We start from the raw sequence: 23,106 nt of genomic DNA on the forward strand, positions 1-23,106 counted from the left end.
GAGCCATCAGTAAATAAAAAGTATTTGCCCTATTCTTATCACCTCAATGATTACGTGATTTCGATGGAAAACGGCGATCTGATGGCTTTTTTCAAGCTGGATGGCCGCACACATGACTGCGCATCAGATCGGGAACTGGTCACCTGGCATAAAGACCTTAATACGCTGGTCAAGAGCTTCGGAACAGACCATGTAGAGCTGTGGACGCATGAATATCACCATGAGGCTAAAGAGTACCCGGATGGTGAGTATGACCATTTTTTCCCTGCTTATGTTGATCAATATAACCGTAAGCTGCACGGTGATTCCAAGCAGCTGATTAATGACCTTTATCTGACCGTTATTTACAAACAGGTAGGGGATAAAACACAGAAGTTTCTGGCGAAATTTGAAAAGCCGACTCGTGACGAAATTCAGCAAATGCAGAATGAGGCGCTTGAAGGTCTGGAAGATATTTCTGAACAAATCCTGGAAGCAATGAAGCCGTATGGCATTCAGCAGTTGGGTATCTATTATCGTGACAAACGCGGTGTTGAAATTCCTGCGCCTGATAAAAAAGAACGTGAAGAACTTGCTGAAGTCGATGAATCAGACATTTTTGACGAAGCCATTGTTATCGAACGCAACGAGCCTGAACCTTCGCAGGCTCACGCTTATTCAAAAGCGCTGGAGTTCCTTTATTTCCTCGCAAATATGGAATGGGCCATCGTGCCTGTTTGCCGTGATCGTATCCGTGAGTACATCATGGACAACCGCCCTGTTAGCTCCCTGTGGGGGGATGTTGTCCAGATCAGAACGGTAGATCACAACTTCTATACCACCGGCATTGAATTTCGTGAATACGAAGAAGATACAGAGCCAGGCCAGCTTAACATGCTTAAAGAAGCCGATTTTGAATACCTTCTGACGCAGAGTTTTTCTTGCCTCTCTGAATCTTCAGCTAAAACGTTTCTGACGCATCAGGAAAAATCTTTGCAGGAAACGCGCGACCGTGCGCAAAGCCAGCTGGCACAGCTTGGTACTGCGCTCGATATGCTGACGTCCAGAGAGTTCGTGATGGGCTACCATCATGGAACCGTGCATGTCTGGGATAATGACCAAAACGCGGTACAGCGCAAAGCGCGTCGTGTGAAGGTTATGCTAACCGGCTGTGGCGTGGTTGGCGGGACTATCAGCCTGGCCTCTGAGGCTGCATATTATGCGAGACTGCCTGGCAACCAGAAATGGGCGCCGCGCCCGGTTCCGATAAACTCATGGAACTTCCTGCACTTCAGCCCGTTCCACAATTTTATGCGTGGCAAGCCTGACAATAACCCGTGGGGGCCAGCGCTGACCATGTTCCGCACGATCAGCGGTACGCCACTCTATTTTAATTTCCATGTGACCCCGCTTGAAGAACTTTCCTACGGTAAACGCCCGCTGGGCCATGCGTTAATAACGGGTATGTCGGGGGAAGGTAAAACCACGCTGCTTAACTTCCTGCTGGCGCAGTCAATGAAGTACAACCCGCGGCTTTTTGTTTATGACCGTGACCGCGGTATGGAGCCGTTCATTCGAAGCGTTGGTGGCTACTATAAAGTTCTGCAACAGGGTATGCCGTCCGGGTTTGCCCCGCTTCAGATTGAACCGACCAAACGCAATATTGCCCTCATTAAAAACCTGTTCCGCATTTGTGTGGAAACCACCAATAACGGGCCTATCAGCGCAACGATGGCTACCGAACTGGCTGAAGGCGTTGATGCGGTTATGGGGGAAGGCTCACTTATTCCACGCGAGGCGCGCACCGTTACTATCCTGGACGGGTACGTGAATGAAGTTGTGGAAAATGGCGTATCACTGAAAGGGCTGCTGCGCGAATGGACGCGCGAAGGCCAGTATGGCTGGCTGTTTGACAATGATAAAGACAGCCTGGATCTCAGCGCGAATGATATTTTTGGCTTCGATTTATCCGAGTTTATCGCAGCCAAAGAGGAAGTATCCAGCCCGGCCCGTACTCCGCTCATGATGTACCTTCTGTACCGGGTACGTGACTCCATCGACGGCAAACGCCGCGTCATTCAGTGCTTTGACGAGTTCCACGCCTACCTTGACGATCCGGTTATCGAGCGTGAAGTTAAGCGTGGTATCAAAACTGACCGTAAGAAAGACGCTATCTATGTGTTTGCCACGCAGGAGCCGAACGATGCGCTGTCCAGCCGTATTGGCCGCACGATCATGTCGCAGACCGTCACAAAAATCTGCCTGCGCGATCCGGAAGCTATCCGAGAGGATTATGCCTTCCTTACTGATGCTGAATACGACGCGCTGATGTCGATTACCGAACACTCCAGACAGTTCCTGGTTAAACAAGGGCAACAGTCTGCGATTGCTTCTTTCAATCTCTACCCTCGCAACAGCGACGATATTGATGCAGATATTAAGACAATGGACAACGTTCTTAGCGTGTTGTCCGGTGAACCACAAAACGCCGAAATTGCGCATGAGCTGGTTGAACGGCTCGGTAATGACCCTGAAGTATGGCTCAAAGAATACTGGCGCCTGACGGCTTAACAACGAGGCAAAACACCATGAAAAAAACACTGACGGCAGTATTGCTGACCACCGGCCTGATTCTGGGAGGCGCGCAAAGCGCTTCCGCAGGCATCATCGTGACCAACCCTACTGAGCTGGCTAAACAGGTCGAGCAGCTTCAGCAAATGGCGCAGCAGCTGGAGCAGCTTAAAAGCCAGCTGCAAACGCAGAAAAATATGTATGAGTCGATGGCAAAGACAACCAACCTGGGCGATCTGCTGGGGACGTCTACCAGCACGCTGGCAAATAATTTGCCGGACAACTGGAAGGAGATCTACAGCGACGCCATGAACTCCAGTTCTTCCGTCACGCCTTCAGTTAACAGCATGATGGGCCAGTTTAATGCGGAAGTTGACGACATGACGCCCAGCGAAGCAATTACCTACATGAACAAAAAGCTGGCTGAAAAAGGCGCTTATGACCGCGTTATGGCAGAAAAAGCCTACAACAACCAGATGCAGGAACTAACCGATATGCAGGAGCTGACGGAGCAGATTAAAACGACTCCAGACCTGAAATCGATTGCTGACTTACAGGCCCGTATCCAGACGTCACAGGGTGCTATTCAGGGTGAGCAGGCGAAGCTGAATCTGATGAACATGTTGCAGCAGTCACAGGACAAGCTATTACGTGCGCAGAAAGAACGTGCCACCCACAATTTTGTTTTTGGAACCGGCGGGGACGTTACCGCGTCACCTTCAATTAACTGAGGTAATTATGAAAAAACTACTGCTTGTTATCCCTTTCCTCCTGGTGGCCTGCGATGCCTCGCATGACGTGGAGTGGTACAAAAAACATGAGAAAGAGCGCAAGGCAACAATTCAGGAATGCAAGAAAGACGCGGATGAACTTCAGAAACCTGATTGCAAAAACGCGCGCGAAGCCGATCGTCAGCTGTTTGTGTTCGGCAAAAAAGACGGCGAAATCAATTCACCGAAAATTTAGGAGTAAGGAGGCAATATGGCATTCACCCTAGTCGCAGACATTTTCGCAAAAGTAGACGGGGCGATTACGTCAATGGTGAGCGCCAATGTTGCCACCATTATCTCTGATGTAACGCCTCTGATTGCCACCTGTCTGACAATCAAGCTGATGGTTCAGGGGATGTACTCAGCGTTTAATCCGGGGGCGGGCGACAGCCTGAGTTCGCTGATTAAAGAGTATCTTTCCATAGCCCTTATCCTGAGCTTTGCAACGGCGGGCGGCTGGTATCAACAGGAACTGGTCAACGTGGCGCTTCACCTGCCGGATGATTTTGCCGGGATACTGTCTGCCCCTAATAAAGTCGGTGCAAGTGGCGTACCGGCGATTATTGATAGCGGTATTGAAAAAGGTATCAAGATCGTCAACACCGCATGGGAAGCCGCAGACGTGTTTTCATCGAGCGGCCTGGCCGCGTATGCCATTGGCGGCATTATGATGATTGCTACCGTTGTGCTGGGCGGCCTCGGTGCGGGCTTTGTGATCATGGCTAAGATCCTTCTGGCCGTTACGCTTTGTTTTGGCCCGATTGCAATCTTCTGCCTGCTGTGGGGAGCGACAAAAAACATCTTTGCTCGCTGGCTGGCGTCGGTCATTAACTATGGCCTTGTCGTCGTCATTCTTGCGCTCGTGTTTGGTTTCATCATGCAGATGTTCGACAACCTCCTGTCCTCGATGAACTCTGATGCCGCTTACTCATCAATCACTGGTTCTATCTCCGCCTTATTACTGACGGTCATTTCCGTTTTCGTTCTGTTCCAGATTCCGCAAATTGCCGCCAGCTGGGGTAGCGGTATCAGCGCCGGAGTTGCTGACGCCGCACGCTCTACGGGTTCTTCCATGCAGGCGCTTGGCAATATGGGCAGCCACGGCATGTTTGGCGGTAATGCGTTCAGAGGCGGTAACAGTGGCGGCGGCCAGCAATCGGCAGGTGGAGGAAGTGGCAGCAACAGCGGAGGAAGCAGTGGTTCTAATTTAAGTGGTAAGGCAAGGGGCAGTCGCGGGAAGAAGGCTGCATAAAATTAAAACAAAAGTCGTTGAAATTGCAATTTCGGCGACTTATTATAATTAGTACGTTCAACAACCGATAATGGATGCCGTAATGCGCAGCTTATTGCTTATGGGAGTTCTTCTGATTAGCGCCTGTTCCAGCGGGCATAAACCGCCACCGGAGCCGGACTGGAGCAACACCGTTCCAGTAAACAAAACAATCCCGGTTGATACGCAAGGTGGTGCAAATGAAAGCTAATAAAAAAACAGGGCTTACACGTGAAGCCATTAAAGAGTTCAACGAAAGCCGTAAAGGGCTTGAAGTTGATCTGATGGATGAAGTGCTGAAGTCCCGGCGTACCGCCTGGATGGTTGCCACCGGTTCAGCGGTGGTAACTGTTTTTGCACTCTCTTTAGTTGGTTACGTGGTGCATAAGTACAGCCAGCCAATCCCCGCACATCTGCTAACGCTCAACGAGGCCACTCACGAAGTACAGCAGGTCAAGCTGACCCGCGACCAGACCTCTTATGGTGACGAAATTGATAAGTTCTGGCTGACACAATATGTCATTCACCGTGAGAGCTATGACTTCTATTCAGTTCAGGTCGACTATACGGCCGTTGGCTTAATGTCCACGCCGAACGTGGCAGAGTCTTACCAGAGCAAGTTCAAGGGCCGCAACGGTCTTGATAAGGTTCTGGGCGACAGTGAAACGACCCGCGTGAAGATTAACTCTGTGATCCTCGATAAACCGCACGGCGTAGCAACGATACGCTTTACTACGGTTCGCCGCGTGCGCAGCAATCCCGTTGATGATCAGCCGCAGCGCTGGATTGCCATTATGGGGTATGAATATAAATCGCTGGCGATGAATGCTGAGCAGCGTTATGTCAACCCGCTGGGTTTCCGCGTGACGAGTTATCGCGTCAACCCTGAAGTTAACTGAGGGCTGCCCCATGAAAAAACTACTTCTTTCAGCAGTCGTTTTGTCAGTCCTGGGAGGCGCGGCCACTAACGTTATGGCGCTTGAGGTTGGCCGCAATTCTCCTTATGACTATCGCATTAAAAGCGTTGTTTATAACCCTGTTAATGTGGTCAAAATTGACGCTATCGCCGGTGTGGCTACCCACATTGTTGTCGCGCCTGACGAAACCTATATCACTCATGCTTTTGGCGATTCTGAAAGCTGGACGTTTGCGCACAAAATGAACCATTTTTTTGTGAAGCCGAAACAGGCCATGAGTGATACCAACCTGGTGATCGTCACCGATAAGCGCACCTATAACATCGTCCTCCATTTCATCGGTGAAGAAACGAAGAAAAATGCAGACGGTACGGTATCAAAATCCTTTATTGAAACGCCGTGGGCTGTGCGCCAGGCCGTTCTTCAGCTGACCTATGAATATCCGTTTGAGCAGCAGGAAAAAGCCAAAAGCGCGGCTGATAAAAAACGCATTACGCAGAAGCTGAAGCAGACGGCTTTTGCGGGGGCGAAGAACTATCAGTACGTAATGAGCGAACAGCCTGAAATGCGCAGCATCCAGCCGGTTCACGTCTGGGATAACTACCGCTTTACCCGGTTTGAGTTTCCGGCCAATGCGGAGTTACCGCAGGTCTACATGATCTCGGCCAGTGGCAAAGAAACGCTGCCTAACTCTCATGTTGTGGGTGAGAACCGCAACATCATCGAGGTGGAAACCGTCGCTAAAGAGTGGCGTATTCGTCTGGGCGATAAAGTCGTTGGCGTTCGTAATAATAATTTCGCGCCGGGCGCCGGTGCGGTAGCAACCGGTACGGCTTCCCCGGATGTGCGCAGGGTTCAAATTGGGGAGGATAACTGATGGCCCGTAAAAGTGTCGATGTAGATCAGGAACTCGATGAAAACACCGGAGACGGTGAATTTGAAAGCGAGCGTGGCGGATTTAAAGGCAGTAACCGCCGTTCGGCTCCTGGTATGAAAGCCTTTGTCATACTGATGGCGCTGCTTGCTTTGGTATTCATCGGGATTACGGTCATGGGTAAAATTCGCACCCCGGCTAAAGCTGAAGCTGATAAAGACGGTGGTAAAGCGCAACAGGCCAATACACTGCCAAACTACAGCTTTAACAGCGATCCTGATGTTAATAAACCTGCAACTGCGCAGAATAGCGCCACTGATGCCCGTGCTGTGCAGGCTGCCGCACAGGCAGATGCAGATGCGGGCAGCAGCAATACCGCCGCGCGTACCTCTAATAAGCGTAAAGAACCTTCGCCTGAAGAACTGGCTATGCAGCGTCGTCTGGGCGGCGAGCTGGCCCAGACTAATCAGGCGGCTACAAGCAATAGTCCCGGAGTGCAGCCCCAGGACAACGAAACAAGCGAAGGTAGTTCAGCACTCGCTAAAAACCTGACTCCTGCAAGGCTGAAGGCTAGCCGCGCTGGAGTCATGGCTAATCCCAGCCTGACTGTTCCGAAAGGCAAAATGATCCCCTGTGGTACCGGCACCGAGCTGGATACCACTGTTCCGGGTCAGGTTTCCTGCCGGGTTTCACAGGACGTTTACTCAGCTGATGGACTCGTTAGGCTGATTGATAAAGGCTCATGGGTTGACGGGCAGATTACCGGTGGTATCAAAGACGGCCAGGCGCGCGTGTTTGTTCTCTGGGAGCGTATCCGCAATGACCAGGACGGGACAATCGTTAATATTGACAGTGCCGGAACGAACTCACTCGGCAGCGCGGGGATTCCGGGCCAGGTGGATACCCATATGTGGGAGCGTCTGCGTGGTGCGATCATGATTTCGTTGTTCTCTGACACCTTAACGGCGCTGGTTAACCAGACGCAGAGTAATAACATTCAGTACAACAGCACAGAAAACAGCGGTGAGCAGCTGGCGTCTGAAGCACTTCGCTCTTACATGTCTATCCCCCCTACCCTCTACGATCAGCAGGGTGATGCGGTGAGCATTTTTGTTGCCCGCGACCTCGATTTCAGCGGCGTTTATACGCTCGCAGACAACTAAAAAAGTGGGCGCTTAGCGCCCGCTTTTCTTCAGGAGTAATCATGACTGATGCAGCTTTCTATCAACTTGGCCCACTGCGCGAGTATTTAGAAGATCCTACTGTTTTTGAAATTCGCATTAACTGCTTTCAGGAAGTTATCTGTGATACGTTCAGCGGCCGCAGGGTTGTGCAGAACGCGGCAATTACGGCAGATTTTATTAGGAACCTTGCTAAATCGTTGGTGAGCAGCAACAAGCTGACCATGCAGGCCATTAATGACGTGATCCTGCCTGGCGGGATCAGGGGCGTTATCTGTCTGCCCCCTGCGGTGATTGACGGTACAACGGCCGTAGCGTTTCGTAAGGATTTGGCGGCCGATAAAAATCTGGAGCAGCTGACCAGCGAGGGGATTTTCAGTGACTGCCGGAAGATTACCGGCAGCAAGCAAAGCCTAACGGATGATGATTTTTTCCTTAAAGAGCTGCACAGCAGCGAAAAATGGCCCGCATTCCTGCAAACCGCCGTTGAGAAGAAACGCACTATCGTGATCTGCGGTGAAACCGGGTCGGGGAAAACGGTACTCACGCGCGCGCTGTTAAAATCGCTACATAAAGACGAGCGTGTAATTATTTTAGAGGACGTTCACGAAGTCACGGTCGATCACGTTGTAGAAGCCGTTTATATGATGTACGGCGATGCAGGAAAGATCGGCCGCGTCAGCGCCACTGATGCCCTGCGAGCCTGTATGCGTCTGACACCGGGCCGTATCATCATGACTGAGCTTAGGGATGATGCTGCGTGGGATTATCTTAAAGCACTTAATACCGGCCATCCAGGCGGTGTTATGTCAACGCACGCTAACTCTGCGCGCGATGCCTTTAACCGTATTGGGCTGCTTATCAAGGCGACCCCTATCGGCCGTATGCTCGATATGAGCGATATTATGCGAATGCTCTACTCCACCATTGACGTTGTGGTGCATATGGAAAAGCGGAAAATCAAAGAAATTTATTTTGACCCTGAATATAAAATGCAGTGTGTGAACGGGAGCCTGTAATGAAAAACTTAGCAACCTGGCTTCTGGCCGCAGCATTTACGACAGCCGCCCTGCCCGCCTTTGCGGTGGAACCATCCGTTCAGGTTGGCTACTCGCCTGAAGGAAGCGCCCGCGTTCTCGTCCTGAGCGCCATTGACTCCGCAAAAACCTCGATACGGATGATGGCTTATTCTTTTACCGCCCCGGATATTATGAAGGCACTGGTAGCAGCCAAAAAACGGGGAGTTGATGTGAAAATCGTAATTGATGAAAGGGGCAATACGGGGCGCGCCAGCATTGCGGCCATGAACTACATAGCGAACAGCGGCATCCCTTTGCGTACTGACAGTGATTTCCCTATCCAGCATGACAAGGTGATCATCGTGGATAATGTGACCGTTGAAACTGGCAGCTTTAATTTCACCAAAGCGGCCGAAACGAAAAACTCGGAGAATGCGGTGGTGATCTGGAACATGCCTAAGCTCGCTGAATCATTCCTCGAACACTGGCAAGACCGCTGGAATCGGGGGAGAGACTACCGTTCCAGCTACTGAATACTGACCGCCGAAAGGCGGTTTTTTTTGTTCAAAGAAACTGATCTCAGTATCGCGCACGGGGCAGCTGGCCAACGTCGCCGGCATCGCGCCGGCAAAAATCGAAAAACAGAAATATCAGCAAGATAGCTTAAACAGGTGTCGGGAAATTTCGTTGAGATATTTTGAAGGAATCACAGTGTAAGCAGGCGGCCTATTTCAAAAAAGGCGGCTGTACGGTAGTCACTGACTCTCTCGCAGATCTTCCCGCTCATGTACCAGTAATACCCGTCAGTGCTGACAATATCGAGCAAATACCGCATATCATAAACCGTATCGGGTATTACCTCACCCTCACCGGCCAGAACGCCGCTGGCAATAGAATGGTTCCCTCCTCGTACAAAGCCTATCCGCCAGGGCAACCACAAAGTAACGCGGTGGTTAATATCCTGTACCCACGGATTGCCCTTAGCGCTGCCTATATGGGGTCTGAGGTCCAACCATGCGAAAAACCACGTTAAGAAAGCAACCTTCTGAAAAGGCGACGTTTATCAGTTTTTTTTCCGGCCATAAAGGGGGCGGAAATTATTCCCTGCACGGGTATTCGCAAGGATTTCGGTAGTGCTCTGGCTCTGCCCCCCATAACCTGGCGGACAGAGCATGATTGGGAAAGCGGTACCCTCACGGCAGAAACGATTGACGCAGGCTATATTTCTATTATTCTGGAAATATAGATAAAGGAGGTATTATGGATTTAAACACTGCTGCAAACGCACTTCGAGAACTGGGCCACCCGACACGTCTCAGCATATACCGGGAGCTGGTCAGGGCGGGTCATGAAGGCCTGCCGGTTGGCGAACTGCAGAAGCACCTTGAGATTCCTGCCTCCACGCTCAGCCATCATCTTTCAGCGCTGATATCCGCTGGACGGCACTGTTGCAAATAGTCGGTGGTGATAAACTTATCATCCCCTTTTGCTGATGGAGCTGCACATGAACCCATTCAAAGGCCGGCATTTTCAGCGTGACATCATTCTGTGGGCCGTACGCTGGTACTGCAAATACGGCATCAGTTACCGTGAGCTGCAGGAGATGCTGGCTGAACGCGGAGTGAATGTCGATCACTCCACGATTTACCGCTGGGTTCAGCGTTATGCGCCTGAAATGGAAAAACGGCTGCGCTGGTACTGGCGTAACCCTTCCGATCTTTGCCCGTGGCACATGGATGAAACCTACGTGAAGGTCAATGGCCGCTGGGCGTATCTGTACCGGGCCGTCGACAGCCGGGGCCGCACTGTCGATTTTTATCTCTCCTCCCGTCGTAACAGCAAAGCTGCATACCGGTTTCTGGGTAAAATCCTCAACAACGTGAAGAAGTGGCAGATCCCGCGATTCATCAACACGGATAAAGCGCCCGCCTATGGTCGCGCGCTTGCTCTGCTCAAACGCGAAGGCCGGTGCCCGTCTGACGTTGAACACCGACAGATTAAGTACCGGAACAACGTGATTGAATGCGATCATGGCAAACTGAAACGGATAAGGGGTCTGACGCTCAGTGGAACGAAAACTCACGTTAAGCAACGTTTTCTGCCTCTGACGCCTCTTTTAATGGTCTCAGATGTCCTTTGGTCACCAGTTCTGCCAGCGTGAAGGAATAATGGCCGAGCATATTGATATGTCCGTGGCAAAGCGGGGAGAGGCGTGCGATATCTTCATCATTCAGTGTTTCACCCTGCGCCCGGAGATGATCCAGGGCTGCCTGCATATAAATAGTGTTCCATAACACGACGGCGTTAGTGACCAGCCCCAGTGTGCCCAGTTGATCTTCCTGACCGTCGGTATATCGTTTTCTTATCTCACCTTTTTGACCGTGACAGATGGCTCTGGCAACGGCATGGCGACTTTCTCCCCGATTAAGCTGGGTCAGAATGCGCCGGCGGTAATCTTCATCATCAATATAATTAAGCAGATACAGCGTTTTGTTGATGCGCCCCACTTCAATGATTGCCTGAGTCAGTCCGGAAGGACGTTCACTTTTCAGCAATGAACGGACCAGCACTGAAACCTGTACTTTGCCCAGCTTCAGGGAGCCAGCGGTCCGGATCATTTCGTCCCACTGAAGGACTATTTTTCGGGGATCTGATTGCCCTCTGGCAATATCATTCAGCACGCCATAGTCGGCATCATGGTCCATTCGCCAGAAAACCGAAGCACCGGCATCAGCCAGGCGTGGAGAAAACTGGTATCCCAGCAGCCAGAAAAGGCCAAAGACAAGTTCGCTGGCACCTGCTGTATCGGTCATAATTTCGGTTGGATTCAGCCCGGTCTCCTGTTCCAGAAGACCTTCCAGCACAAAGATAGAGTCCCTCAGCGTCCCCGGTATAACGATGCCATGAAAGCCGGAATACTGATCGGACACAAAGTTGTACCAGGTGATCCCTCTGTTATTACCAAAGTATTTGCGGTTCGGTCCGGCATTGATTGTTCTGACTGGCGTAACAAAGCGCATTCCATCTGCAGATGCCACTTCTCCTCCACCCCATATCTGTGCCAGTGGCAGCGTTGCCTGAAAATCAACCAGTCTGGCATTAGCGCTGGTGATAGTTTCAGCCCGCAGATAGTTCGCTTTTGTCCAGTTCAGCCGGTGTCGGGTCAGTGCAGGAACATTTGATCTGATCAGTGGTTCCAGACCGATATTGCAGGCTTCAGCCATCAGCACGGCGCTGATGCTGACGGGCAGATCATCAACTCTGGCACTGGCTTCACTGGCATGGAAAAACTCATCAGCAAATCCGGTATGGGCGTTAATTTCGAGCAGCAACTCCGTTAAATCCACCGGAGGGAGTAGATCACTGATCATTTTGCTCAGTCGTTTCAGACTGTCCGGCTCATCAAGACTGGCGAGGGGAGAAATTGTCAACCGGGGCTTCGGGCCAGAAACATCGAGTTCGACAGCCTCATTTTCGCAAAGACGTGCAGCAACCTGTCTGTAACGACTATCAAGCTGATGACCCAGAGATTTTATTGCTTCCTGCGGGTCTGTCGGGTGCCCCAAAGAACGATAAACCTTAATCCGGTTTGCCTGCCAGTCAGCACCCTGTAGTAATCTTGCACGAGGATCTCCCCACCGGTTACTGCCGGTAACGTAGACATCCCTCCGCCTCAGACTATCCTGCAGTTTACTGAGAAAGCAGAGCGTGTATCCCCTGCGGGTGATATGTTTTTCCTTGTTAATCACCAGCCGTTTCCATGACCGACTGATAATTTCCGTTGGTGCGTCGTCAAAAAACTGCCGCCGTGAGCTGAACTCCCGGCTGAGGTAGTCACAGGCATTCAGAGTGGTAACCCCGGCAGGTGCGGATGAAAATTTAACGGTATTCAGCAGATGGGGCAGGAAACGACGAACGCGCCCGTACTGCTCCACCATTTCTTCATGAAAATTATCGTCTGAGGGCCGGGCAATTTCACGGACAAGCGTGATGATTTCAGCCAGCTTTTGCCTTGGGATGTAGCTGAACACCTCAGCACGAATCGATTCGTCCGGTGTTTCTTCTTTCAGCAGGTACGAACATGCGCTGGCGAGCGCCAATGCAGATTTATCCAGATCCTTCAGCGAGCGGAGCCGTTTTTTCTGCCCAATCTTTCTGGCGTCACGGATGATAACGGCCAGCATGGCGTCCAGAACGGGGGGGTAAGCGGGAACCCCAGAAAATTCCGCCATTCCGCATTGTGGAATTTTTTGGGGGGGTGGTCCGCGGCATGACGACCCGCCAAAGGCTACCGCATCTATCTGAGGCGCTGTGGCGCGACGCTGAAACCCCGGGGAATTCCGCTACTCCAGTTCCAGGTCCGCAATAGTTCGTCCAGGTCGGGTGGCGTACGCCGGAAACGCCGATTTTTCCGCAACCGTTTCTGCGTTGTCGGCAAGGTGGTCTCAGAGAGCGCTCAAGAAGCGGTTTTTCTCGTATGTTTAGCTACGGTGGCCTAGGAGCCTGCGCGGCAGAAGCCAAATCGGCGGAAGATCGAGGACGATACGGGGATGGCTGCCAGTTACCTTCCTTACCGACCCGACCAATCCTATCTGCTGCCCCCTTCTCTGGGAGAGTGGCTACCTGAAGGGCATCTTGCCTACTTCATCAGCGAGACTGTCGATACGCTGGACTTGAGCGCATTCCACGCCCGGTATGCCGGCGGTGGTCCGGGCAATCAGCCGTTTCATCCGGCGATGATGGTCAAAGTGCTGATCTATGGTTACGCGAGCGGCGTCTTCTCTTCGCGCAAACTAGCCAGGAAGCTGTACGAGGATGTCGCGTTGCGTGTGCTGGCCGCTGGAAACTTCCCGGCCCACCGCACGCTGAGTGACTTCCGTGCCCTACACCTGACCGAGCTTGAGAATTTGTTCGTTCAGGTGGTGCAACTGGCGCGCGAATGTGGGCTGGTGAAGCTTGGCACGATCGCGGTCGACGGCACCAAGGTAAAAGCCAACGCCAGCCGCCACAAGGCGATGAGCTATAAGCGCATGAAGCCGGCCGAGGACGAATTGCATTGCGAGATCAAGGCGCTGCTTGATCGCGCCAAGGCTACCGACGACCAGGAGCGTAACGAGCCGGAGCTGGACATTCCTGCCGAGATTTCTCGCCGCGAGAAGCGCCTGGAGGCGATCCAGGCGGCAAAGGCGCGCCTGGAAGCGCGCCAGCGTGAAGCGGACCAGGCCCGGGGGCGCAGCGAAGACGATGGCCGCCGGCCTCGCCATCCGGATGGCTCGGACAAGGGCGGTGGCTCGTACAAACGCGAGTTTGGTGTGCCGGATGACCGTGATCAGGAAAGCTTCACCGATCCGGACAGCCGGATCATGAAACACGCCGGTGGTGGCTCCGAGCAGAGCTACAACGGGTACACAGCGGTCGATGCCGAGCACCAGATCATCGTGGCGGCGGAGTTGACCAACTGCGCCGCGGACAGTCAGGCGCTGCTGGGCATGCTGGCAGCAGTTCAGGCCAACACCGGAGAAATGCCGGCCCAGACGCTGGCGGATGCGGGATTCCGTAGTGAGGCTGTTCTGGCAAAGGTCGCCGATCACCACGGCGATGTCATCGTTGCCCTCGGCCGCGAGGGACGTGAAGATGCCAAGGTCAATGCCAAGACCCATCCGCATACGGCGGCGATTGCGGCGAAATTGAAAACGGAGCAAGGCGATGCAGCTTACCGCCGGCGCAAGTCGATCGTGGAGGCTCCGAATGGTTGGATCAAGGCGGTGATGGGATTGCGTCAGTTCAGCATGAGGGGCCTGGACAAGGTGCAAGCCGAGTGGAAGCTCGTCTGCATGGCGCTAAATCTGAGGCGAATGGCGTATCTGTGAGGGCGAAGGTTAAATGGGGCGGCTCAAATGCACCCCAGTCGTCATAACACGCCGCGCGCCGCAAGATTGGTATCCTTGGCGCCGACGCCTTGCCAATTGCAGAGAGCGCCGCCGCCATCGTCAGTGCTCTACAGAAAACCGGTCACACGGCTCTGCCGCGCAGACTCCTAGCCTAAATGTGACAGTGGTTGGTAATCCATGCCGCCCGCAAGGGCGGCGGTGGTGGGCCAATAGATGATTTTCAGAGCCTTACTGCCCGTTGACGCCCAATCCCTCGAGCGCGAGTCTAGCCGCAGCGGCGATGACGGCCTCGCTGTGCTTGTCATCCTTGTTAGGCGCCCGGGTGTAGACGGCCAACACAATAGGTGCGCGCCCAGTGGGCCAGACGACGGCATAGTCATTTGCCGTGCCATACACTCCGCAGGTTCCGGTTTTGTCTCCGACTGCCCAGTCTGCCGGCACCGCCGCGCGGATGCGGTGGTTGCCGGTCGTGTTTCCCTTTAGCCAATCAACAAACTGCTGCCGCTGCGGCGCAGCCAGTGCAGAGCCCAGTGTCAGTTTTTGTAAGCTTTCCGTCACGGCGCGCGGCGATGAGGTATCGCGCGCATCGCCTGGGATGGCGGAGTTCAGCTCCAGCTCCCAGCGGTCCAGACGGAACGTGGTATCGCCGATAGAGCGCATGAAGGCCGTCAGCCCGGCCGGGCCGCCCAACTCCTTCAGCAACAAATTGGCGGCGGCGTTATCACTGTATTGCACGGCGGCCGCGGACAGCTCCGCCACCGTCATGCCTGTTGTCAGATATTTTTCCGAGATGGGTGACCACGGAACCAGCGCATTTTTGCCGTAACGGATGGGTGTGTCCAGCAAGCCGGCCTGCTGCTGGCTGCGAGCCAGCACAGCGGCAGCAAGAAAGCCCTTGAATGAGCTGCACAGTGGGAAGCGCTCCTCAGCGCGGTAACTTACAGTTGCGCCTGAGCCGGTATCCATCGCGTACACACCGATGGAGCCGCCAAAGTCCTGTTCGAGTTTAGCGAATGGTTCCGCGACGAGGTTGGTCAGCGCGGTGGCAGAAAAGCCAGCCAGCGGCCATGAGAGACAAGACAGCAGAACTAGACGGCGATACAGTGACATCAACGATATTCCTTGTTTGAAGGTGGAGCTAGGTGTAGCGGCCGGATGTAATCAGGCCGCTACAGCTGGGATTATCACCGAGCGGCAAGCCGCTCCCTCTCCAGAGGCTGTAACGGCTGTAACTGCCCCGGATGGGCACACATCGGGTTGGTAAGTCCCTGGCACCACAACGTCCAGCGCTATTGAAAAACGAATCAGGTCGGCGTTCATGGGTCGGCCACCTCGCCTGACCTCGGCATCCACGTTACGGACGGCCTCAGGAAGTCCTGGCCAAGCCCCGACTATTGGGGCGCGAAGATAGCACCGAGGGTACGCCGGTGTCAACACCAACTGAAAACTGACCCACTTTACCCCTGAATCACCAAAGTAATACTGACCCACCTGGATCATTCGGGTTTGGAATTTTTCCTGACCACTCCCGCCTTCCTCTTGTCCTTCAAGCGGTAGCTTTCGCCGCTCAGGGTCAGGATATGGCACTGTTGCAAAGTTAGCGATGAGGCAGCCTTTTGTCTTATTCAAAGGCCTTACATTTCAAAAACTCTGCTTACCAGGCGCATTTCGCCCAGGGGATCACCATAATAAAATGCTGAGGCCTGGCCTTTGCGTAGTGCACGCATCACCTCAATACCTTTGATGGTGGCGTAAGCCGTCTTCATGGATTTAAATCCCAGCGTGGCGCCGATTATCCGTTTCAGTTTGCCATGATCGCATTCAATCACGTTGTTCCGGTACTTAATCTGTCGGTGTTCAACGTCAGACGGGCACCGGCCTTCGCGTTTGAGCAGAGCAAGCGCGCGACCATAGGCGGGCGCTTTATCCGTGTTGATGAATCGCGGGATCTGCCACTTCTTCACGTTGTTGAGGATTTTACCCAGAAACCGGTATGCAGCTTTGCTGTTACGACGGGAGGAGAGATAAAAATCGACAGTGCGGCCCCGGCTGTCGACGGCCCGGTACAGATACGCCCAGCGGCCATTGACCTTCACGTAGGTTTCATCCATGTGCCACGGGCAAAGATCGGAAGGGTTACGCCAGTACCAGCGCAGCCGTTTTTCCATTTCAGGCGCATAACGCTGAACCCAGCGGTAAATCGTGGAGTGATCGACATTCACTCCGCGTTCAGCCAGCATCTCCTGCAGCTCACGGTAACTGATGCCGTATTTGCAGTACCAGCGTACGGCCCACAGAATGATGTCACGCTGAAAATGCCGGCCTTTGAATGGGTTCATGTGCAGCTCCATCAGCAAAAGGGGATGATAAGTTTATCACCACCGACTATTTGCAACAGTGCCCAGTCCACGCCTCAGAACTTGTGGGCTCGCTTTTAAAAAGTTCCCGTCCGTCAGGGCTGGCGCAGGCGATTATGGAGGTGGGACGGGTCAACAAGACGCTGTACCTCCTCAACTACATTGATGATGAAGAATATCGTCGCAGGATACTGACTCAGCTTAACCGGGGAGAAGGCCGTCACGCCGTGGCAAGGGCGATCTGTTACGGCCAACGTGGTGAGATTAGAAAACGTTACCGTGAGGGGCAGGAGGATCAACTGGGTGCGCTGGGGCTTGTCACTAACGCAGTTGTATTGTGGAACACGCTTTATATGCAGGAAGCGCTATCACATTTGCGCAGCGCTGGTGAGATCCCGGAAGACGAGCATATCTCACGCCTGTCGCCACTGATGTACGGTCATATCAACATGCTGGGACATTATACGTTCACGCTGCCGGAAAATATTCTGAAGGGAGAGTTGAGGCCATTAAATTTCAATTCAAACAATGAATTATTGCCTTAACGTGGTTTTTTACACGATTGAACCTCGAACCCCTATATCGGCTAAAGCACTCCGGTAGCTTGATTCACCCCACGGCCACGGCAGGATCTTGGCCGTCGCAAGCGCCAGGGGAAAATCTTCAGCTGCAAGCCTGAGTGATTTCATGTGCGTGTAATCCATCGCCCAGATGATTTTTGTGAAGAAGAACTCGCGCTCGTTCATGTCCGGGCGCGCGTCCTGGCCCTCCGTGCCAACGGCCAGCAAGTAATCGGCCTGAATTGGCAGTATCAGCGCGCGTAGTAAGTCATGGATCGCCGGTTGCGGCAGTCTGCGCGCCAGATTAATTACCCGGTCGAACTTCAGTTTATCCTGCTTGCGCTTGTCGGTCTGCTCCATCAGATTTCATGGCCCCCTTCTTCATGCTCATGCTCATGGGTGTGTTCTTTTCCGGTATGGCTCTGTTCCGCCTGAGACGTCTGCGGCATGGCGTAATCGTCGTAAATGCTGCTGTCAAAGTCGTAGTCTGATGCTTCGGCATAATGCTCGTAATCGGCATACTCCTGCGCGCTCCACTGCTGATCGTCGGCAGCAGCATAATCATGGGCCAGTTCTGCATCATTTTGCTGTGCTTCATGACGCCGCAGGCCAACGGAATCATCCATAGGGTTCTGCTTAAGATGAAAGGCGTCCTCTGCGTTGCTCACCGGCTGATAATCAGTGCCGGTTGTCATGTTATGTTCATCGGGTTTCTGGTTAAACGCCATGCTTTCCCCCGTGGCTTCTGGCAGACCTTTTTCAGCTGATCGGGTTTCTAAACTGGTATCGCGGCCAATATCCTTAAACCTGGCCTCAAGCCCAAAGAAACGGTCAATTTCTGCGGCCGTGGTTTTCGGGCTGTCGCGGCTCACGCTCGATGCCAAAGATTTTTTATCGTCGGTAAAAATTTCCACCTCATGACGCGCACGCGAAATACCAACATAAAAAACGTCCTTAGAAGTGGTAAGCGATTTGGTATCTATGTTGAACAACACGCGATCACAGGTAAGCCCCTGGGATTTGTGGACGGTGGTTGCATAAGCATAGGAAAGATAAGAAGCCTGTTTTTTGTCCAGCTCAACCGTGCGCCCTTTTTTGTCCTCAAGCGTCAGTTTTTCACCCTCCACGGTTTTCACCGTGAAGCGGTCGCCGTTGGCAACGTCCAGCGTTTTATCGTTACGCGTTACCATGACCTTATCGCCCGGCGCCAGTTCGGCGCTGACTGCCTGGTATACAGACAGCTTGGTGTGTGTACGCGGGCTGAAAGCGATCTGCTCACCGCTGCTGCTTTCAACCGTCAATTTGTTGCCCGGCCCGGTATCAAGAACCTGGTAAGACTCGCCCCGCTTCATACCATTTTTGTAATCCTGTTCGGGGATAATGATTTGCCCTTTACTGAAATAACGGCTGTCGCGGCGTTCCGCCTGTGTCGAATCCACGCGGTCAAGTAGCGTGAACGTTTCGCCGGTTCCGGCAAGCCCCAGATTGCCCCGGATGTAGTCATTGAGGGTTTTGCGTGAGGCGTTCGTACCAGAGATTATCAGGGTGGCATCCTGTTGTTCTGAGGACAGAGACAGGTAGCGATCGGCAAGTTGAGCGAGTCGGGGCGCTTCTTCCTTCAGTTCGTTCACGCCGGTGATATTTTTCAGGGCGCGCGCGGCATTACCTTCAGCGGCATACTTAACCGCCTCAAGCAAAACTTCATTCTTCTGTCGCTGAATGTCTTTCATGTAGCTGGTCTGCATACCTGCTTTAATCAGCTGCTCAAAAGGCTTACCGGCTTCTACCGCTTTCGTCTGTGACGTATCCCCCAGGAATACCGCGCGAGCGTTATGCTTCTCGATCACCTCCATCAGCTGTTTCATCTGCCGGGCGGGTATAACCCCGGCTTCATCAATGAATACGACTGATTTTTCATCCAGCTTTTTATCCTTCGCTTTGAGGAAGGCGGCAACGGTGCGGGCCGGTAATCCATCATCTTCAAGCGCTTTTTTCTGTGTCCCATAGGGGGCCAGCGCCGTGACCTTCAGCCCTTGTGACTCCAGCAGCTCTTTAGCGGCCATCGTCATATAGCTTTTACCGGTACCGGCGTAACCATGTGCGGCCACAAAACGATCTTTGCTCGTCACAATTTCTGTAACTGCGCGCATCTGCTCATTCTTGAGGGTTTTCCCGGCGAGCAGCTGGCCTGCAATCTCTGCGGTCAGCTGTCGCGGCATCTGCCCCCGGCCGCGTGATTCGATAGTCAGAATGGAACGCTCAAGGCGAATACCCTCCACGGTAGTGACGCGGTGGCTGGTCTTTTTAAGCCTGCCGTTTTTAATACCATCATCTACCGCAAAACGGGCTTTATCCGCACGCATCCCGCTATTCGTCAGCGAGTCGATCCACTCTTTGCGCGTCAGAGTTTCGGCCATAACTGAAGCACCGACCTTCAGCGTTGATTGATACCGGGCTTCGCCCTCGATGATGGCGCCCTTCTGTACCGCCTTCAGGTACGCTTTTTCAACATCGGCCATTGTGGCATGGCCCAGCACCTGCTTATTAGCGATCTGAATCAGCTTCTGGCGTTCAAAGCTGGCATCGCGCTCTGACAGCGACTTAACTGCAAACTGGATAGCCCGGTCAGCTTTAACCTCAGGGCTGGTAAAATCCGGGGCCATGTTGCGCGCAATATCAGCCTCCAGAGGTTTACCGTGTCCCTGCCATTCACGGTTATCAAAATCAATGCCTAGCGTTTTGGCGCGGCTGGCCCATTCCTGGTGAATTTCTTCACGGGAATGCTCTGTTTTCTTTTCACGCGTCGCCATCGAGACGCGGCTTTTCGTCTGAGCATCGGCGGTTTCCCGCGTCAGGCCCATTGCAGCGAGTCCCTTTTCAATTTGCTCCGACCGGCGGGAAAAAGCGCGAATCTGTTCGTCTGAAAAATGGGCCATATCGAACGTGTTATTTTTGCTGTTGTAACGCAGCTCATAACCGGCTTTGGTCAACTCCAGCGCCAGCTCCTGTTTGTAAACATCGCCCAGGTGCATTTTGTTACGCATCAGCTCATCATTTTTGAGCGCGCGCCACTGGCCGTCCTCGCGCTGGGTCATGTTCATGACAAAAGCGTGGGTGTGCAAATCAGGATCTAGCGCCCTGGACGTTTCGTGGCGAAAAGTAGCGACGACAAGGTTATTGGTATTCTGGGTTACTGATTTCCCCTGGCGAGTCGTCCGGGCCTGCGCGAGTTTTTCAGCTTCACGCACAGCAGCGGCAACAGCTTTTTCATGAGCCTCGATAATGGTTTTATCGCCGTGTATCAGCGCCTGCATGGATACCCCTTTAGGCGCTGAAAACGTCAGGTCGTAGCCCAGACGCTCTTTTTTGGCATCACCCACGTGTCGCTGCATATGCGTGAAGGTATCTATCTCTCCGACAAGCAGCTCTTTAAACCGGGCTGATTCAACGTCCCCGGATAAGCCGAGGGCTTCAGCTCCGGTTCCCTGCCAGGACGTGAATGATGAATCCTTACTGTAGTAATCATCCTTTGCATCAGAGTAGTAGCCCACAACGCTAGTGACGTTCTGGCGGGTAATCGTGGTTATATCAAGCATCAGATCTCCCTCAGTTCAATGCCAGGAACAGGGTTTTTGCGATGGTATTTAACGTGTTTAGCCTTGAACTTAGCGACGGGCATATCACCAGGCAACGCCAGATAGCCGGTGAGGTTTGGCAACATTGATATTTCGGTAGGCGTTACGGCACGAACAACTTTAACGTCGCGGCGTTTACGGACAATCCAGGGCTTCTGAGGATCGGATTCTTTACGCTCAACTTCGCCTTCTATCTCACCGAGTGAGCGCGACATTTGATCCAACGTTTCATCACCGAGACGGCTGCCGCCCAGCACGATGTTAGAACGCATGTTAGCCAGAATTGTCTGAGCCATATCCCGACCATAAACCTTAACCAGCTGAGAATAGGTTTGATAGCCAGCATAAACACACAGACCGCTTTTACGCCCTTTGGTCAGTGCATCGTTGAGGTTTGGCAGAAACTGGAGTGATTCCAGCTCGTCAATAAATACATTAATGCGGCTTTCTTTTTCACCCATACCCAGCACGATAGAAAAAATCGAATCCAGCCAGCAGGAAATTAGCGGATTAAGTGACCTTTTCATTTCTTCCTGCCAGGTGATAAACAGGGTTCCCGGCTTTCCATCATCAAGCCAGTCACGCAGGGAAAAATTACCTTCCGGCATTTTCAAATGTGGGGCAAGATTCTTACTGAGAACAAATCGCGCGCTTCCAACTGCTTTTTCAGACCCGGAAAAAATAGCTTCGGCAGGCGTCCCCATTAAAAATTCTTTTAATTTTTTCTGGTCAACGTTACAGGCCCAGTGAATAACTTCTTCCATAGTTACTGTGCTATATAGGCTGTGAAGTTTTTTCGAAACTTCACTAAAAATAAGACGGCCATAGCCGAACCATTCTTCAGTAGCCATATCAGGGCTTTCCTGAACAATAGAGTTCACTAAGCGCTCGTAATCATATGAACGGCGAATTTCATTGAAAAACACCCAGCCTTCAGTGCGTTTATCATAGGCGTTTAAAATAACATCGCCGGGACGATAGAAATTCTTTAAGAAGCCCCCATTTGGATCTAAAGCAATATTTTTGCCGCCTCTAATGATGCTCTTAAATAACAGTTCATTGAAAATTGTGGTTTTACCAGTACCGGTTGTACCGGCAATCGAAAAATGCAAGTTCTCAGCGTATGTAGGTATGGGGATATTAGCCACGGTTAACTGGTTGACACCTCTTTCGCGTGTTTTATCAGCGAGTGTTCTGGCGCGAACAAGCTCTGTACCACGATAAATCTTTTTGAATCTTTCGCCTTTAAACACGCGTGATTTATCATAAATGATAAAAGCGATCAGACCGCCAACACCAATAAACCAGCCAGCAATTAAAGCTGACCATAAAGGCCATAGCGAAAAAGTATTCTTAACCAGATACGGAATCAGGTATTTAGCCGTGGATGGATCAATACCGTAGGTAAATTTTGCAACTAGAAACCATACCATCACTGGAGGCAAAGTAATTGCAAATAAAAATGCTAAGCCTCTTTCTCTATCGTCCATTTCAGCGCTCCTTTTTTGGTTCCCAGACTTTGTAGCCGTTACGTTCAACCTCTGCTTTTGCCGCTTTGGTTTTGCCCGGTTCTGCTATCGAGCGCAGGAGGATTAGCGTTTCAATAGCGAGTGATTCATGCAACATCATCTGTCCTGCCGGTGGGAATTTTACGCCAGATAGCGTTTCGGTTATTGCCTTCAGCTCATCGCGCAGTGGGCCAAAATCCGCATCTGAAGCACGGTCAAAAAGATAATCCAGTTTGCGATTTACGTCGCTCAGCCGGTCGGCAACTATTTTCAACCCGGACTCCCGATCACCTGGGCCAGCTTCAATGCAGCGCCGCAGATAATCTGACCGATTACCTCCTGAAACCAGGTCTATATAGGCCAAAAGTTCATCTGATACTTTTGCGGTTATTATTGGCATTCAGTCCTCACATTGTGCATTTTTTAAACAAAAAATTGGGATCTAACAAGCTGAAATCTTAGTATTACCAAAGTAATAAAGCAAACTCATTATAAAACAATGAGTTATTGGGTGTTTTTAATACCTAATTATTACCGAATATTGTTGCTATTTATTTTTTTATCTTTTAAATCA

At 52.2% G+C, this 23,106-nt stretch carries 18 protein-coding genes and 5 pseudogenes; 14 read left to right on the forward strand and 9 right to left on the reverse strand.

Annotated features, from left to right (window positions below):
* Window positions 1-81 precede the first annotated feature (81 nt).
* The 10 genes from C3F35_RS23300 (at window position 82) to C3F35_RS23345 (ending at window position 9,114) form a co-directional block, all read left to right on the forward strand.
* Complete coding sequence (locus C3F35_RS23300) at window positions 82-2,550, forward strand: VirB4 family type IV secretion/conjugal transfer ATPase (RefSeq protein WP_224743086.1); 2,469 nt, start codon at window positions 82-84, stop codon at window positions 2,548-2,550.
* Between the two features lie 17 nt (window positions 2,551-2,567).
* Window positions 2,568-3,281, forward strand: coding sequence for a type IV secretion system protein (locus C3F35_RS23305; protein WP_001749960.1), 714 nt, complete (start codon window positions 2,568-2,570; stop codon window positions 3,279-3,281).
* A gap of 7 nt (window positions 3,282-3,288) precedes the next feature.
* Window positions 3,289-3,516 (forward strand): IncN-type entry exclusion lipoprotein EexN, encoded by a 228-nt coding sequence (gene eexN / locus C3F35_RS23310; protein ID WP_001749959.1) that lies wholly within the window; start codon window positions 3,289-3,291, stop codon window positions 3,514-3,516.
* Window positions 3,517-3,531: 15 nt separating this feature from the next.
* Entirely contained in the window at window positions 3,532-4,572 is a 1,041-nt protein-coding gene (locus C3F35_RS23315) for a type IV secretion system protein (RefSeq protein WP_001749958.1), read from the forward strand.
* Window positions 4,573-4,672: 100 nt separating this feature from the next.
* The gene (locus tag C3F35_RS27270; protein WP_071882546.1) at window positions 4,673-4,801 is read left to right on the forward strand and encodes a conjugal transfer protein TraN; all 129 of its coding nucleotides are present in this window, start codon (window positions 4,673-4,675) and stop codon (window positions 4,799-4,801) included.
* Window positions 4,791-5,489, forward strand: coding sequence for a virB8 family protein (locus C3F35_RS23325; protein WP_000646594.1), 699 nt, complete (start codon window positions 4,791-4,793; stop codon window positions 5,487-5,489). Before C3F35_RS27270 ends, C3F35_RS23325 begins: the two co-directional genes overlap by 11 nt.
* Before the next feature lie 10 nt (window positions 5,490-5,499).
* Entirely contained in the window at window positions 5,500-6,384 is an 885-nt protein-coding gene (locus C3F35_RS23330; RefSeq protein ID WP_000735066.1) for a TrbG/VirB9 family P-type conjugative transfer protein, read from the forward strand.
* Window positions 6,384-7,544 carry a type IV secretion system protein VirB10 gene (virB10, locus tag C3F35_RS23335; protein ID WP_000101710.1) on the forward strand — a complete coding sequence of 387 codons (1,161 nt, stop codon included), beginning with the start codon at window positions 6,384-6,386 and terminating at the stop codon, window positions 7,542-7,544. Before C3F35_RS23330 ends, virB10 begins: the two co-directional genes overlap by 1 nt.
* Before the next feature lie 41 nt (window positions 7,545-7,585).
* Complete coding sequence (locus C3F35_RS23340; protein WP_000128596.1) at window positions 7,586-8,581, forward strand: ATPase, T2SS/T4P/T4SS family; 996 nt, start codon at window positions 7,586-7,588, stop codon at window positions 8,579-8,581.
* A complete protein-coding gene (locus C3F35_RS23345) occupies window positions 8,581-9,114 on the forward strand; it encodes a phospholipase D family nuclease (protein WP_000792636.1) in 534 nt (177 codons plus the stop codon). Before C3F35_RS23340 ends, C3F35_RS23345 begins: the two co-directional genes overlap by 1 nt.
* Before the next feature lie 173 nt (window positions 9,115-9,287).
* Here C3F35_RS23345 and C3F35_RS27275 read toward each other — a convergent pair whose 3' ends face one another.
* The gene (locus tag C3F35_RS27275; RefSeq protein ID WP_011742557.1) at window positions 9,288-9,593 is read right to left on the reverse strand and encodes a DUF6710 family protein; all 306 of its coding nucleotides are present in this window, start codon (window positions 9,591-9,593) and stop codon (window positions 9,288-9,290) included.
* 248 nt (window positions 9,594-9,841) lie between these two features.
* Between C3F35_RS27275 and C3F35_RS23355 the strand changes: the two are divergent.
* Together C3F35_RS23355 and C3F35_RS23360 are read left to right on the forward strand one after the other, a co-directional pair.
* Window positions 9,842-10,021, forward strand: a pseudogene (locus C3F35_RS23355) (ArsR/SmtB family transcription factor); the annotation flags it as partial.
* Between the two features lie 64 nt (window positions 10,022-10,085).
* A pseudogene (locus C3F35_RS23360) lies at window positions 10,086-10,646 on the forward strand (IS6-like element IS26 family transposase); the annotation flags it as partial.
* Window positions 10,647-10,665: 19 nt separating this feature from the next.
* Here C3F35_RS23360 and C3F35_RS23365 read toward each other — a convergent pair.
* Window positions 10,666-12,777: pseudogene (locus C3F35_RS23365) on the reverse strand (Tn3-like element Tn3 family transposase); the annotation flags it as partial.
* A gap of 354 nt (window positions 12,778-13,131) precedes the next feature.
* Here C3F35_RS23365 and C3F35_RS23370 point away from each other — a divergent pair.
* Complete coding sequence (locus C3F35_RS23370) at window positions 13,132-14,451, forward strand: IS1182-like element ISKpn6 family transposase (protein ID WP_004152397.1); 1,320 nt, start codon at window positions 13,132-13,134, stop codon at window positions 14,449-14,451.
* A gap of 249 nt (window positions 14,452-14,700) precedes the next feature.
* On the opposite strand, the gene C3F35_RS23375 is transcribed toward C3F35_RS23370, so the two are convergent.
* The 3 genes and pseudogenes from C3F35_RS23375 to C3F35_RS23390 all read right to left on the reverse strand — a co-directional run bounded on the left by C3F35_RS23375 (window position 14,701) and on the right by C3F35_RS23390 (window position 16,811).
* Window positions 14,701-15,582 (reverse strand): carbapenem-hydrolyzing class A beta-lactamase KPC-2, encoded by an 882-nt coding sequence (locus C3F35_RS23375; RefSeq protein WP_004199234.1) that lies wholly within the window; start codon window positions 15,580-15,582, stop codon window positions 14,701-14,703.
* Between the two features lie 386 nt (window positions 15,583-15,968).
* Window positions 15,969-16,067 (reverse strand): annotated as a pseudogene (locus C3F35_RS23385) (AAA family ATPase); the annotation flags it as partial.
* 39 nt (window positions 16,068-16,106) lie between these two features.
* On the reverse strand, window positions 16,107-16,811 hold the full coding sequence (locus tag C3F35_RS23390; RefSeq protein ID WP_001067855.1) for an IS6-like element IS26 family transposase: 705 nt from the start codon (window positions 16,809-16,811) through the stop codon (window positions 16,107-16,109).
* 65 nt (window positions 16,812-16,876) lie between these two features.
* Here C3F35_RS23390 and C3F35_RS23395 point away from each other — a divergent pair.
* Window positions 16,877-17,374, forward strand: a pseudogene (locus C3F35_RS23395) (Tn3 family transposase); the annotation flags it as partial.
* A 9-nt stretch (window positions 17,375-17,383) separates the two neighbouring features.
* On the opposite strand, the gene C3F35_RS23400 reads toward C3F35_RS23395, so the two are convergent.
* Genes C3F35_RS23400 through C3F35_RS23415 form a run of 4 tightly spaced genes read right to left on the reverse strand, consistent with a single transcriptional unit; the run spans window position 17,384 to window position 22,932 of the window.
* On the reverse strand, window positions 17,384-17,749 hold the full coding sequence (locus tag C3F35_RS23400; protein ID WP_012561167.1) for a DUF6710 family protein: 366 nt from the start codon (window positions 17,747-17,749) through the stop codon (window positions 17,384-17,386).
* On the reverse strand, window positions 17,749-20,985 hold the full coding sequence (mobF, locus tag C3F35_RS23405) for a MobF family relaxase (RefSeq protein ID WP_012561166.1): 3,237 nt from the start codon (window positions 20,983-20,985) through the stop codon (window positions 17,749-17,751). The genes C3F35_RS23400 and mobF overlap by 1 nt, the downstream gene beginning before the upstream one ends.
* The gene (locus C3F35_RS23410; protein WP_000342688.1) at window positions 20,985-22,514 is read right to left on the reverse strand and encodes a type IV secretion system DNA-binding domain-containing protein; all 1,530 of its coding nucleotides are present in this window, start codon (window positions 22,512-22,514) and stop codon (window positions 20,985-20,987) included. The genes mobF and C3F35_RS23410 overlap by 1 nt, the downstream gene beginning before the upstream one ends.
* 1 nt (window position 22,515) lies before the next feature.
* Window positions 22,516-22,932 (reverse strand): hypothetical protein, encoded by a 417-nt coding sequence (locus C3F35_RS23415; protein ID WP_001749975.1) that lies wholly within the window; start codon window positions 22,930-22,932, stop codon window positions 22,516-22,518.
* Window positions 22,933-23,106 lie beyond the last annotated feature (174 nt).

The organism is Leclercia sp. LSNIH3 (assembly GCF_002935105.1).
Taxonomy (GTDB): Bacteria; Pseudomonadota; Gammaproteobacteria; order Enterobacterales; family Enterobacteriaceae; genus Enterobacter; species Enterobacter adecarboxylatus.

Excerpts from the sequence above, each read along its gene's own strand:
- C3F35_RS23410 (WP_000342688.1), bottom strand. The coding sequence starts at position 22,514 with ATGGACGATAGAGAAAGAGGCTTAGCATTTTTATTTGCAATTACTTTG.
- C3F35_RS23325 (WP_000646594.1), top strand. The coding sequence starts at position 4,791 with ATGAAAGCTAATAAAAAAACAGGGCTTACACGTGAAGCCATTAAAGAG.
- C3F35_RS23330 (WP_000735066.1), top strand. The coding sequence starts at position 5,500 with ATGAAAAAACTACTTCTTTCAGCAGTCGTTTTGTCAGTCCTGGGAGGC.
- C3F35_RS23345 (WP_000792636.1), top strand. The coding sequence starts at position 8,581 with ATGAAAAACTTAGCAACCTGGCTTCTGGCCGCAGCATTTACGACAGCC.
- C3F35_RS23305 (WP_001749960.1), top strand. The coding sequence starts at position 2,568 with ATGAAAAAAACACTGACGGCAGTATTGCTGACCACCGGCCTGATTCTG.
- virB10 (WP_000101710.1), top strand. The coding sequence starts at position 6,384 with ATGGCCCGTAAAAGTGTCGATGTAGATCAGGAACTCGATGAAAACACC.
- C3F35_RS23300 (WP_224743086.1), top strand. The coding sequence starts at position 82 with ATGGCTTTTTTCAAGCTGGATGGCCGCACACATGACTGCGCATCAGAT.
- C3F35_RS23415 (WP_001749975.1), bottom strand. The coding sequence starts at position 22,932 with ATGCCAATAATAACCGCAAAAGTATCAGATGAACTTTTGGCCTATATA.
- C3F35_RS27270 (WP_071882546.1), top strand. The coding sequence starts at position 4,673 with ATGGGAGTTCTTCTGATTAGCGCCTGTTCCAGCGGGCATAAACCGCCA.
- C3F35_RS23315 (WP_001749958.1), top strand. The coding sequence starts at position 3,532 with ATGGCATTCACCCTAGTCGCAGACATTTTCGCAAAAGTAGACGGGGCG.
- C3F35_RS23390 (WP_001067855.1), bottom strand. The coding sequence starts at position 16,811 with ATGAACCCATTCAAAGGCCGGCATTTTCAGCGTGACATCATTCTGTGG.
- C3F35_RS23400 (WP_012561167.1), bottom strand. The coding sequence starts at position 17,749 with ATGGAGCAGACCGACAAGCGCAAGCAGGATAAACTGAAGTTCGACCGG.
- C3F35_RS23375 (WP_004199234.1), bottom strand. The coding sequence starts at position 15,582 with ATGTCACTGTATCGCCGTCTAGTTCTGCTGTCTTGTCTCTCATGGCCG.
- C3F35_RS23370 (WP_004152397.1), top strand. The coding sequence starts at position 13,132 with ATGGCTGCCAGTTACCTTCCTTACCGACCCGACCAATCCTATCTGCTG.
- C3F35_RS23340 (WP_000128596.1), top strand. The coding sequence starts at position 7,586 with ATGACTGATGCAGCTTTCTATCAACTTGGCCCACTGCGCGAGTATTTA.
- mobF (WP_012561166.1), bottom strand. The coding sequence starts at position 20,985 with ATGCTTGATATAACCACGATTACCCGCCAGAACGTCACTAGCGTTGTG.
- eexN (WP_001749959.1), top strand. The coding sequence starts at position 3,289 with ATGAAAAAACTACTGCTTGTTATCCCTTTCCTCCTGGTGGCCTGCGAT.